This window comes from Paenibacillus sp. VMFN-D1, assembly GCF_003386155.1.
GTDB lineage: Bacteria > Bacillota > Bacilli > Paenibacillales > Paenibacillaceae > Paenibacillus_AQ > Paenibacillus_AQ favisporus.
This window is the reverse complement of the sequence record NZ_QRDU01000001.1, coordinates 1,512,700-1,524,605: the sequence shown is the minus strand read 5'-3', so window position 1 is coordinate 1,524,605 and position 11,906 is coordinate 1,512,700. Positions and strand designations below refer to the sequence as shown.

At 43.0% G+C, this 11,906-nt stretch carries 12 protein-coding genes; 1 reads left to right on the top strand and 11 read right to left on the bottom strand.

What is annotated here, in order from left to right:
- Window positions 1–248: 248 nt before the first annotated feature.
- The 10 genes from C7820_RS07200 to C7820_RS07145 form a co-directional block, all read right to left on the bottom strand.
- Window positions 249–986, bottom strand: a complete 738-nt coding sequence (locus C7820_RS07200) for an alpha/beta hydrolase (RefSeq protein ID WP_116230360.1) — start codon at window positions 984–986, stop codon at window positions 249–251.
- A 337-nt stretch (window positions 987–1,323) separates the two neighbouring features.
- Window positions 1,324–1,737, bottom strand: a complete 414-nt coding sequence (locus tag C7820_RS07195) for an AAA family ATPase (protein WP_220376642.1) — start codon at window positions 1,735–1,737, stop codon at window positions 1,324–1,326.
- A 183-nt stretch (window positions 1,738–1,920) separates the two neighbouring features.
- Complete coding sequence (locus C7820_RS07190; RefSeq protein WP_258875151.1) at window positions 1,921–2,736, bottom strand: aminoglycoside phosphotransferase family protein; 816 nt, start codon at window positions 2,734–2,736, stop codon at window positions 1,921–1,923.
- A 423-nt stretch (window positions 2,737–3,159) separates the two neighbouring features.
- Window positions 3,160–3,492 (bottom strand): ester cyclase, encoded by a 333-nt coding sequence (locus C7820_RS07185; protein WP_116230359.1) that lies wholly within the window; start codon window positions 3,490–3,492, stop codon window positions 3,160–3,162.
- A 421-nt stretch (window positions 3,493–3,913) separates the two neighbouring features.
- Window positions 3,914–4,549: a cysteine hydrolase family protein gene (locus C7820_RS07180; RefSeq protein WP_116230358.1), complete on the bottom strand. Its 636-nt coding sequence runs from the start codon at window positions 4,547–4,549 to the stop codon at window positions 3,914–3,916.
- Between the two features lie 596 nt (window positions 4,550–5,145).
- Complete coding sequence (locus C7820_RS07170) at window positions 5,146–6,132, bottom strand: SDR family NAD(P)-dependent oxidoreductase (protein ID WP_116230357.1); 987 nt, start codon at window positions 6,130–6,132, stop codon at window positions 5,146–5,148.
- A 69-nt stretch (window positions 6,133–6,201) separates the two neighbouring features.
- Window positions 6,202–6,639 (bottom strand): MerR family transcriptional regulator, encoded by a 438-nt coding sequence (locus C7820_RS07165; protein ID WP_116230356.1) that lies wholly within the window; start codon window positions 6,637–6,639, stop codon window positions 6,202–6,204.
- Between the two features lie 355 nt (window positions 6,640–6,994).
- Window positions 6,995–7,102, bottom strand: coding sequence for a hypothetical protein (locus C7820_RS33795; protein ID WP_251677588.1), 108 nt, complete (start codon window positions 7,100–7,102; stop codon window positions 6,995–6,997).
- Between the two features lie 457 nt (window positions 7,103–7,559).
- Entirely contained in the window at window positions 7,560–7,733 is a 174-nt protein-coding gene (locus tag C7820_RS07150; protein ID WP_258875150.1) for a dihydrofolate reductase family protein, read from the bottom strand.
- A gap of 149 nt (window positions 7,734–7,882) precedes the next feature.
- Window positions 7,883–8,770, bottom strand: coding sequence for a LysR family transcriptional regulator (locus tag C7820_RS07145; RefSeq protein ID WP_116230354.1), 888 nt, complete (start codon window positions 8,768–8,770; stop codon window positions 7,883–7,885).
- A gap of 116 nt (window positions 8,771–8,886) precedes the next feature.
- Between C7820_RS07145 and C7820_RS07140 the strand changes: the two genes are divergently transcribed.
- Complete coding sequence (locus C7820_RS07140; RefSeq protein ID WP_116230353.1) at window positions 8,887–10,281, top strand: MFS transporter; 1,395 nt, start codon at window positions 8,887–8,889, stop codon at window positions 10,279–10,281.
- 374 nt (window positions 10,282–10,655) lie between these two features.
- Here C7820_RS07140 and C7820_RS07135 read toward each other — a convergent pair whose 3' ends face one another.
- Entirely contained in the window at window positions 10,656–11,645 is a 990-nt protein-coding gene (locus C7820_RS07135) for a copper amine oxidase N-terminal domain-containing protein (RefSeq protein ID WP_258875149.1), read from the bottom strand.
- Between the last annotated feature and the right edge of the window lie 261 nt (window positions 11,646–11,906).

Here is an 11,906-nt window from a genome sequence, read left to right as displayed (position 1 = left end):
GGCTCATGTTCTTGTCCATTACGGCAATCGGTACAAGTTCTTGTCCTCGACTCGGGACAAGAACTTGTACCGATAAAACAAAAAAGCCGCTAAAATAGCGACTTTCAATGGGACTATGTTCTTGTCCTTCGACACGGCACGAACGATTCTGCAGATCACCGGGGATCCCTTCCCGCTGCCGGTCAAAATCGTGCTGCCCGCCAGTCCAGCATCTGGCATGTGCAGCTGCAGCACAAAAGGCCCCTCTTTTACCAATTTAATTGCTTGAGGAAAGATAGTATGTCTTCATGAATTAATTTCTGGTCACTTCCTAGTGTCATCAAATGCTCAGAATTAGAATAACCGTGAATTGATTTATTATTTGTAGACACACTATTATATATATAATGTGCACTTTCTTTATACAAAGATTCGTCTAACTCTCCGTACAAGATCCTTATTGGTTGATTAATTCTATCTAACTCTTTCATGGTCTTGTCAATATAACGTTTAAAATGGATTAGACATGGAGTTGAAGACTTTTCCAATTCATCCACTTCTCTGGATATTTCTTTTTCATCTTTTCCTTCAAATTGCTTAAAAGCTCTTGCGTATTTGATTAGCCGATCTTTTAAGGAACTCATTTCTTTTTTATATGGTACAGACATGGTTACGATACCATTAACATTGAATGTTTTTCCTACGTCTAAAGCAAGTATTCCCCCTAAAGATATACCTATAACCGCAATTTGCGCATAACCCTCCTTGATCAAGAAGTGATACCCTTTTTCTACACTCCCCCACCATTCCGTCGGACTGGTGGAAATTAATTCTTCAGGAGTTAAACCATGACCTTCATAAACAGGGGCATAACATGAAAAATCATGAAGGTTCAAGAATTTTCCCAGTTCTTTTACATCACGAGTATTGCTTGTAAAAGAATGTAATAATAATACCGCTTGATCTCCTCCTCTTAGGAAGAAGGACTTGGGTTGAACTATCTTCATCACGGTCTTGTCACATCCAATATCTCATGGTTTACCACTATCTTACCACTTACCATACCTCTTGGCGGCCACCTTCATTAATTTTTAGAAAAACAACTAGAATGATAACTACAACTGCTAATAACGAAGCTGCCGATCAGTGCCGGCAGCTTCGTTTTAGTCGTTTATTCAACTATCGTTTCCCGTTAACGCAGTGGATGGTGCTAATCATATCCGGGTGCACTGATGTATTGGGCTGTGTCCTTGAGGCCCGTAAGTTACTGTCATTGGCGTTCATTTGCTTCGATTTGACGGAGAATTTCGTCAACGACGTGCGCGATCGGTGCGGTGGCGTCGATTATAATCCCGTTTTTAGGAACGCCTTTATTTCCCGTTCCTCTGGTCTGCCACCCCAGTCAGTTGGGTCCAGCGCCACTCGCTCATCAATCCGCCGGAGAGAGGTTTCCAGGTCGACTTCAAGGACAAACACGCCGTCGAAGAGGTCGATGAATTTGGGGTAATTCCGCGAACCACCGCAGAAAAATGTTACCGCCTCATCCTGATTGTCCACCAATGCTTTTACTTTATCAACATGCCAAATGTGGTGTTCGGGTTTAAAGCCATCCGTCGGGGTACCCGTTTCCGGATCGCCTTGATAAGCCAATTCACGGTCACCATGAATAACATGGTAGCCGCGCTGCTGCAATTCGTTGCAGACCGTAGTTTTGCCAGCGCCGGAAACGCCACCAATCAGATAATTCCTAATGCCCATAGCAGACCCTCCATTCAACTGAATAAGCACAATATATTAGATGTTTCTATCTGTACTAAACTGCCCGTTAGCTTAATAAACGATTTATGCCAAAAAACGCTATAAAGCACAAATTGCGAGGTCAAAGATTAATTGATGGGGAGGGCCTTCCAGTACTTCCACGCTTTTAGATAGCTCTCTAAATCATGCGGATGGAATTGAATACAGATACCAATACGGCAATAAAGCTTGAAAGATAACTTCTTCAATAAGCCTTGATCTCTCCAAAGGTTCATGATTCAGCAAATTGAATGCAGGCAATATGGTTTCTAGGTTTAAATCTTCTGGAGAGGAACAAAAAGCATACGTAAAATCGTATAACAAAGGGCCAATCATTGGCGAAGGGTCTATAACACCAACTAATGAGTGTTCAAGAAATACAAAATTATGGACACCAGTATCTCCATGGAGCAAAAATCTTGCTTCATTCTCTGCACTTTTGGATATTCTTTCAACAATGGATTCCAATCTATAATAATCCTCAATTGGTAAAAGGCTTCCCCAATTATTTCTCGTATCTTCTAAACTCCGAATGTTCCATTCACGCCAGGATTGAACCGGTGATCCTAGTCTTCCCCACTTGTCTGTATGTAGATGTTTTTCGTAATGATTGAAGAGCTCTCTCGCCAAAGTTGTCAACCAATTGATTTTTAAACCATTGGCAGTATGAGTTGTACCTGCAATGTATGAATATACGATATACTCTTTTGCTGGATCAGTATAGAGAATTTTAGGCAAAAGATTAATGTGCCGATGTGTATTAAGAAATTGTTCCGCCAAAATAATTTGGTTCGAGTGATCTATTTTTAAAACGTATTTCGATTCGCTGTGCTCTGAAAGAATATAAACCCGCCCATCTGTAGAACCAGTCCTATTTCTGGTTGCAATAACAGTGTTATCAATTAAGCCTTTTTCATGAAGATCATTGAGGATACTGTTTATATCTACTTGTTCAAACATACAATTTCCCCTTAACTATCGATTAGGCGAATATGTGACTAATATAACTCTTGATAAAATTCCTTTTTTTATACCTTCATCTATAAAGATCGTATAGTTGACCAGGAGGAAGTTCAAGGTAAAGTTTTGTTTAAATCAACTATCCTGCCCGTTAGCTTAATGAATTAGTATAGTGAAATGTAGTTTGATGCTTATCTAATCGGTAATCGGATTATGTTCTAATTGCGAATCATTTCAGGTATACAAATGCCTTGTCTACCCCGGTCACCAACTTTTGACTTTTATAAAAATTTAACTTCCCAACGACCCCTTCCATCTTGTGGCCTTAAGTAAAACATGAAAGCGAAGAAGGAGCCATTGTCGAAAAACAAAGGCTCCTTCTTTATGACTTACTATTTTGATAAACTTGATGGAACAGCAGCATCAGCTCATCTCAGAACCTGTCCACATTTCCTTCATTTTACCATCCTCTATTCTCACAAACCACATAACTCGTGATGTGGATTCTCTCTCAACGATGCCACGTACTGCCACAAGGTCTCCTTCGCTCAATATGCTTTCAATTGTAATTCGGAATTCCGGGTATACTTCTCGAACTTTCAGCACTGCTTGTTTGACACTTTCTGTTCCAATTACTTCTGGATGCGCATGATCCATCCAAGTAGGGGAAAGAACTTCGTCGGCGATCGTCACATCCCCCGTATTCCACATCTTCAAGTAACTTTTTACAAGTGCTTTATTGACATCTATATTCATTTCAACACCTCTAATATTTGTTTGTTTAAAATATTAAACCATATGGAACTATCGTCTCCGTCGTAACCCTGCAGCAATACGCTATCCGCGCTGGGAAGAAGTCATCCCTAGCGACCGAGAGCACGATCTGCAATATTAGCGGGCGAACCTACCCACTCCCGAATTGCATTCCGCTCAACCTCGCGGTCGTCGAAATGGATCGTTTCGTCCTTCGTGATCTGGAACGTTTTAAATATCTTTTATTATTTGAGATTCCTCGCTAAACTGCTGTCTCCAATGATCATTGTTCTCTGTAACCACAACATTCATCTAAACAACCTCCCCAGCGAAATATTTATTGCGACCAATAAGATGAAACGTTAAAAGCAGCTGCCAAAGCAACCGCTCATTACGAAAAAGTATCCGATAGTTCAACTATGGATTATTTTAATGAACTCATAACATCATTTGAAATACAAACATAAACACCAATATTCTTCATTTCTTGAATACCCTTATCGTAAACTTGTGACATGGAATCTGCGACCATCACAACACGAAAATCACGTTCACTGGCTTCGTAAATCGATGTTCGTGGACAGTTAGGAAAGTTACACCCTGTAAATACAATGGTGTCAATGTTACGCTCTTTGAGGAAACCTTCCAGGTCTGTTTTGTAAAAAGCACCCCAACGTGATTTATACATAACCCATTCATTTTCCCCAATCGACTGAAACTCGCCATTCAACAGCTTGTCAGCATCCAGAGAATTATAGTTTAATGGGCGGATTTCACTGACTAATTCGGCACCATCTGAATTTGGAGCGACAATCTTGGCACCTTCCTCAACCATTTCTTTCCTGCAAATATCGACGTTTGAACCATCTTCTTTATACAAACGAATTACATGGACAATCGGTAGTCCTTTTTCACGATACTTTTCTAGCAAAGACCTCATTTTCGGTAATACTTCAATAGTGCCCTTAATTTGGGCAGGAGCATTCGGCAAGGTAAAGTCGTTTTGCGTATCAATGGTAATGAGTACGGATGTGTTCCAATTCGGACTTATATAATTCATAGGCAAGATCACCTCATTTAGATCTTATTTTTACAATGGTACCATTTTCCTAGCAATTGAGAAGAACACTGCTTTCATTCGGTACGTCGCAAATCTGCCCTTAAGTTCAGCGGGGCCTCTGGCCCTAGAAGTACCGCCTATATAATTCCCGCCGACGGTTCCACGCGTAACTGAGCGTAGAACTGTGTCGTTGATGCCTTCTCGTGATCCCAGCATTCCTTGAATGAAATCTAATGGGGCACCATTATAAATGGCAAGCATATGTATGACGAAAGCGATGAGGATTAACGTTAACCGCAACCCCTCCACAAGCTGCAAGCTTCTTAACCGCATAACGTATAAGTTGGTGTGGCCATCGTCTTCTCTCAATTGCAAAAGCCCTCCGCTTTACCACTATTTGTGATATGTTTTCCGCACTGTCTGTAACGGCAACTTTTAGAGCCCTCCTTTACGAGAGGGCTCTTTGTTAAATCGCTAAATTTCTTGTTGAGGGTACACTGGAGAAGATGCAGAGCGGTGCGTTTGACTCTAATAACAAACGTGCCGCTTTTACATCTATACGTGCCTTCCGGCTCTTCATTCGAACAGTGACGTTCTCATGAACCCGAAATGTCGACTGATGTGAGTTCAACAGTAAGATTCCACAATCGCAAAGCCTCCTGAGGGTCAACAGCATAGTCCTTGACACCGTTCGGAACACCTTCTCGAGCGAGTTCCGCGATGTCACAATCCTCGCAATAGACCCCGCCAAGACCTATGAGCTGGGGAGAAGTTGCAGCCCATACTTGTGTAGCAGCGCCTTGCTGAGGTGTCTTGAAGCTTGGATCCGCAGGCGCTCCATGTTCGTCAATCCAGCCAAAGGAGACCAATTCATCCTTCGAAAAATGGCGCTGGAGTGGAGTCAGAATGGACCCTGGATGAACCGCAAAGGCACGAACCCCTTGACTTGCGCCGCGCTTGTCGAGTTCAACGGCGAATAAGATGTTGGCGGTTTTGGATTGCCCGTACGCCTGCCACCTGTCATAATCTTGCTTGAACTGAACATCATGCCATCGGATCGGGGTAATGTGATGGGCGCCCGATGACACGGATACGACACGCGCTCCTCCTTCGGCAACTAACGCTGGCCATATCGAGTTGATTAAGGCGAAGTGCCCGAGATGGTTGATCGCGAATTGCGCCTCCCAGCCGAGCCCTACTCTCGTTTCTGGGCAAGCCATGATCCCGGCGCTAAGAATAGCCATGTCCAGACCCCGGCCCCTGCCGAGAATCCGACGACTGAACGCTTGGACGCTTGCAAGATCCGAGAGGTCCAACTCCTCGATCTCTACGTTTTGTAAACCAGAGAGAGCTTGTTCTGCGGTGTACACCCTGCGAGCCGGCACGATGACGCGTGCTCCTGCCTTGACAAGCGCCCGCGTCGTTTCCAAGCCCAACCCCGAATATCCCCCAGTCACAAGCGCCGTACGCCCCGATAAATCGAGATTGAGCAGTACCTCTTCAGCGGTGCTGCGATAGCCGAATCCTGAGCCGATTGAATGCTGCGCTGTTCTTGAATTCTGTTGTTGATTAATGGTTACCATTCCTTTCTTAACTTGACATATCTGGATCGTACAACTTAGAGCGTACTCTATGTCAAGCGTCAATCCAGATCAAGCATCAGAAGGCGCATCATCTGAATCACATCCAGTCCAAAGGTGCTGTGCGGTGCCTTGCTTGAGATGTTCTTCGTAAACACCGACTTTCCAGTTTATGAGATCCAGGCAATCTTTTAATTGATCCATTTGAGCGACAACCCGCCGTTGGTGCTCCCGAAGGATTTCCAAACGCTGCTGTTCGTTTCCTTGCCCTCGGCGAACCAGTTCTGCGAATCGTTTGATCTGGGCAAGCGGCATTCCTGAAGCTCGAAGCTTGATACAGATGTCGAGCCATTCGACATCTGACTGACTGTAGCGCCTATGCCCTCTGTCGCCGCGCATAACCTGCGCGGACAGCAGAAGTCCTTCACGCTCATAGAATCGCAGGGCGTGTGGGCTCAGTCCGGTATTCTTGGCAACTTGGCTGATACTCAGTTCCTTGTTCGCTTCCATTCGCCGATCACTCATTTCTATATATGATTGAAATAACATTTTAGCTTCAGAGAGGTACACCATGATGTTCCGATGTGGGCAAGTTGTGCTACTTCATCGGGGTAATTGCCTACGGTCCCGTTGCATCTAGGCTGCTCTCCGGAACGTACACGACGGACACAAGGTACGATGCGAATGATTGGCGATCCAAGTCCCGGTCGCATACTGGCGCAGGTTTGCTGCGAAATCTGGCTGTCGAACAATTGAAGCCGCTTGCAGGCTTGACCTAACCGTTGCTCAATTGGCTCTTTCCAGGTCGAGCAAAGTGCAGACCGCAGAAAAGTCTATGATAAAGACGGGATTCTCTCAATTGCATCTAGGTTATTGTAGTCTTCAAACTTAAGGGTACTTGTTGAAGCGCAAGCAATATCCATGCCTGTTCCACATCAACTATATGAAAAAGTGTTCGTAAAATACTGCTCATCCCACCTGCACGTTCCTTTATTAATTCTTCCTCTGGTATTCTCTTCAATCATTGAAATCATTCATCACGACTTGCCAATTGTACTGAAAAAGTAATTGCATAAACCTACCTCTTAAATAAATCAGATTTTTATTATTTCTTCACTGATTCTGCGTTGCTGCCACGCAATCCTGCCCGTTAGCTTTAATGAAGTGCACTGCAAACATATTTAGATGATTATCTATCGGTATTCGGCTCATGTTCTTGTCCTTTTCGGTAATCTTTATAAGTTGTTGTCCCTCAACTCGGGACAACAACTTGTACCGATAAAACAAAAAAGCCGCTATAATAGCGACTTTCATTGGGACTTTGTTCTTGTCCCTCGACAAGTTATTAGGTCAATCGTCAAGACTGCCGCTACAGCCGGAGAATCCCTATTAAAGTAACGTGCCCTTTAGGCCGCTTGTCAATCGCACAACTAAGCTGGAACGTAGGTCAACCTGATCACCTTCTCGCCTATTCGATCGCTTGCTACGAGGCGCAGCGGCGGCCGCGGACCGGCGAAGAACGGCTTGCCGTGACCCAGCACGATTGGATGGAGATAGAGTCGATACTCACCAACGAGACCGAGCTCCGTTAGACTGTGGGCCAACTCCGGCCCGGCAACTTCAGGAAATTAACATTGATTGATCAAACAATATTGATTCTTGCGATATAAATTCCTATCTTATCAATGATGTCCATTTCTAGATGTTGCTACCCCTGATGGTGAACTGCTTTTCTGGGTTTTATGAAGGATAATTAATTTGTCTGTCTGGATATCGTCCCGAAATATTCCACAACTACCTCACGGAATTCGAGAGCAGCCCGCGAAATGTACCGACTCCTGTGCCATAACAAAGCTATCTCCCGTACCAATTCATGATTCTCTACTTTGAGATATTTGATATGTTCCCCAGAATACCTTGCCGTACTTGGTATAAAGGCTATGCCAATTCCCGCTTCTACTAGAGAACTTAGCCTTGCAGGTTCGTCACCCTCATATACATATGTAGGTACAAATCCAACCGATTTGCATATAGAATCTACCAGATCACGAGTACCGTAGCCTCTTTTTACACCAACAAAACATTCATCCCTTAGCTCAGTCAAAGATATGCTGTTTCGGTTAGCAAGCCGATGCCCTTTGGGAACAGCTACAAGAATCGGGTCGATGAACATGATTTGACATTCAATGTCTTCCCCTTTTATAGGAGGTGAGGACAAGCAAAAATCAACCTCTCCTCTATGAAGAAGCGTAACCATTTCCTGCGTGGTGAGCATTTGCACATGAAATTGGATATCGGGACGCTTGTTCCGAAACTCTCGAAGGATCTGAGGCAATGTGCTTGCGGTGGTCACTGCCAATTCGAGTGTGCCATGTTCTTGGCTGGACACATCGCTAATTTCCTGCTTCCCCTGTTCCAATTCAAACAACGCCCTTTCAGCACGGCGATAGAATCTGGTTCCAAACTCATTCAATCGCAGTTTCCTCCCTATTCGATCGAATAACAGGACTCCCAAATCCTCCTCCAAGCGCCCAATCGTTTTGCTTAGTGACGATTGAGTGACATGCAGACTTCGTGCTGCTTCAGTCATATGTTCCAAACGAGCTACCTCGAGAAAATATTTCAGTTGAAGAAGTTCCATTTCACACTCTCCTTTTATTCCCTTGAGTCAATGAAATCATAACACAAAATGCGTTGGAATAAATAAATGATTTCAAGTACGATGATGACACTAACATACAGATCGGAGGGATAAAAATGAGTATTCGCAATAGGTGGTTGATGATCTCTGTTGGACTGGGGATTCTATTGAACCCATTAAATTCTTCAATGATTTCAGTTGCTATTCCAAGGCTACAAAATGTGTTCCAACTCGACTTTACAGTGGTATCCTGGATCATTTTTTCTTTCTACATTGCGAGTGCTATCGCTCAACCTATCATGGGAAAAGCCAGCGATTTATTCGGTAGGAGGAGGATATTTCTTAGCGGGCTTGTTGTATCCTTCGTTGCATCATTATTAGCTCCACTATCCCCAAACTTTGGTTGGCTCATCGTGTTCCGCATTGTGCAATCCATCGGAACAAGCATGATGGTTGCGGTTGGAATGGCCATTGTGCGAATTCATATTAGGGAGAAACAAGCGACTGCACTGTCAGTCTTGTCCATATTCCTATCCGGAGCTGCAGCGATTGGCCCCTTTATTGGCGGGGTCATTATTCACTGGTGGGGCTGGCCTGCTATCTTTTTGGTTAATATCCCCTTCGCAGTGACAAGCTTTTTATTAGCTTGGAGGCATATTCCTAATGATGTTCCGTCTATGACATCCGTTGCTCGCAACATGTCCTTTCGCAGATGGTCTGATTTGATTGATGCGCTAGGAGTTCTGCTATTCACCGTGGGTCTGGTTGCTCTGCTCGTTGGATTATTGTCCGTAAAATCATCTGGTCAAATTTCATTTAGTAACGTTATTGTCGGGCTGATTGGCTTCGTTGGACTGGTAGCTTTCGTGCGACATGAGTTAAAAGCGAAAGCACCCTTTATTCCTTTACGCACTTTCGCTAAATATCCTGCAATGACTTGGGTCAATGTCGAATTCATGGTCGTTAATTTGCTTTTTTACTCTCTCTTTTTCGGGCTTCCGTCCTACTTGCAAATCGTACGTCATGTCAGCGAATTCCATACCGGGATGCTCATGCTAAGCTTAGGCTTGTGCTCGCTCGTTGCTTCTCCAATGGCAGGACGATGGATCGATAAATCAGGACCTCGACCAGCATTGCTTCTGTCCGGAATCCTGATGACATTTGGGTCCGTATGGATCGTGATCATGACACTGGATCAGACTTCACCGGTTATCAGTGTGTGTCTGGCTTTAGCTGCATTCGGTATTAGCAACGGGTTAAACAGTGTCGCTATGCAAGCGGCCTTATTCAAAAGTTCACCAAAAGAAATTATAGGTGTAGCATCTGGAATATTTAATACCTCAAGATACCTGGGAACCATTCTCTCTTCATTACTCATTAGCAGCGTAATGGGAGATAACTTCAGCTTTGAGGGATTTCGAGTACTTGGGATTATCCTCACGTTAATTGCACTGTCCTTGGTATTCGTAAATTGGCGTCACAAGGAGTCCGGGCAGTTGCATGAGTCCTAGTTATCTGACAAATGTAGCTTACCCTTCGTTACCTCAACAGAAAGCGGTAGCTGATCGTGAGAATCGGCTAAGCAGAATACGAATTAGATATATACCTAATCGTAAATGAGAACATGTTCTTGTCCATTCCGGTAATCGGTATAAGTTCTTGTCCTTGGCTTGGGACAAGAACTTATACCGATAAAATAAAAAAGTCGCTAAAATAGCGACTTCAATGGGACCATGTTCTTGTCCCTCGACAGGCGGCTCTTATTAGCTAAGTGAGAATAGACGCTTAGCACCTTGGTTTTTTACGAGCAACATCCTATTTTGTTGCTGAGGATGTTCCAAAGTTTACTATTGGAACATCCTCTTTTACTCACGATGGTAATTCATTATGGCTTCAAAAGCTCTTGTTGGTGCCCACTCAGCTTGATTTTGTACTGTCCAAACGTTTTTTTTCTTTCATCTGAACTTAGATTTCCAGCACGTTGATAACCGAATGTAGAGATCCCATCTTTGTCAATGGTCCAATCATAGACCTTACCTAAGGTATCAAACCCATAATAAAATCCAGGCTTACCTAAATAATCTGAAGACCATTGTCCATTATTGTGTGTTGCATATTTCAAATTGGTTGTTTGATCGGCATCTAGCAAGCCACGTTGATACTGAGTTAGATAATAGACATTGCCTAAATATGTTTTTACCGACTTTATAGGCACATTTTCAGCAGCTACTCTTGAAATTGATTCTCCATTTACCTGATATAAAATAAATTTTTGCGTTGTATTGAAGTCATAATTCAGATAGAAGTCACTCTTCTCAGTTTTGAACCAAATATCTCCAAGTTGCTTGTCGTTATTTGTTACATGATAACTAAAGTCGTCGAACGTATAGAAATCTTGGCTTACCCGTAATTTATTGTTCTCTTTTATTACAACCAAATATTTATCACTATAAATAACATTCTTACCTTCGTAGGTCAGCCCATAGACGCGAATTAGTTTGGACTCTTCAATCGTTGAAGTATTGACATCCCTTATAATAATAAGTCTATATGGCTGAGTTTCAGTGCTTTTTTGATATACTACTTTTTTGTTCAGAGCCTCCCCAATGTATCTTAGAGGAATATAGGTTGAGCCATTGTAGATGTTTGCAGGTACATCCATAGCAACGGTTTTACCGTCTATAGTGATGTTTTTATTTTTTATTTTCATTAAAATTGTTTTATTTGAATACTGAATGCGAATGGACTGACTTTTTGTATTGAAATCTACTACTGCACCAAATCCTTCAGATATCAAACGAAGTGGCACTAATGTTCTGCCATCTTTGACAATCGGTTTTACAGCCGATTCCTTTTGACCATTGATTAATGCCACGGAACTGTCCAGGGAAAGAACCATCGTGTTTTTAAAATCAGTACTCGTATCATTTTTAGTTGAATACTCTCTGCTTCAATCGTACCCATTAAGGAAAAAAATAATGTGAAAGAAACAATAGCTAATAAAAGCTTTGACTTCATAAATACACCTCTCTTTTTGTATCCTAGATTTACAAGTATGAATTTAGTCTTGGGTTGTCGGCCATACAGTCGAGACGAAGGCGGCTTTTTCCATTGGCCCGAACTTTAGTTGTGAGGC

What these genes read in the sequence shown, in the direction of transcription:
- C7820_RS07190 (WP_258875151.1), bottom strand. Translation starts at nt 2,736, where the DNA reads ATGTTTGAACAAGTAGATATAAACAGTATCCTCAATGATCTTCATGAA.
- C7820_RS07195 (WP_220376642.1), bottom strand. Translation starts at nt 1,737, where the DNA reads ATGGGCATTAGGAATTATCTGATTGGTGGCGTTTCCGGCGCTGGCAAA.
- C7820_RS07170 (WP_116230357.1), bottom strand. Translation starts at nt 6,132, where the DNA reads ATGGTAACCATTAATCAACAACAGAATTCAAGAACAGCGCAGCATTCA.
- C7820_RS07185 (WP_116230359.1), bottom strand. Translation starts at nt 3,492, where the DNA reads ATGAATATAGATGTCAATAAAGCACTTGTAAAAAGTTACTTGAAGATG.
- C7820_RS07200 (WP_116230360.1), bottom strand. Translation starts at nt 986, where the DNA reads ATGAAGATAGTTCAACCCAAGTCCTTCTTCCTAAGAGGAGGAGATCAA.
- C7820_RS07165 (WP_116230356.1), bottom strand. Translation starts at nt 6,639, where the DNA reads ATGGAAGCGAACAAGGAACTGAGTATCAGCCAAGTTGCCAAGAATACC.
- C7820_RS07145 (WP_116230354.1), bottom strand. Translation starts at nt 8,770, where the DNA reads ATGGAACTTCTTCAACTGAAATATTTTCTCGAGGTAGCTCGTTTGGAA.
- C7820_RS07140 (WP_116230353.1), top strand. Translation starts at nt 8,887, where the DNA reads ATGAGTATTCGCAATAGGTGGTTGATGATCTCTGTTGGACTGGGGATT.
- C7820_RS33795 (WP_251677588.1), bottom strand. Translation starts at nt 7,102, where the DNA reads ATGAGCAGTATTTTACGAACACTTTTTCATATAGTTGATGTGGAACAG.
- C7820_RS07180 (WP_116230358.1), bottom strand. Translation starts at nt 4,549, where the DNA reads ATGAATTATATAAGTCCGAATTGGAACACATCCGTACTCATTACCATT.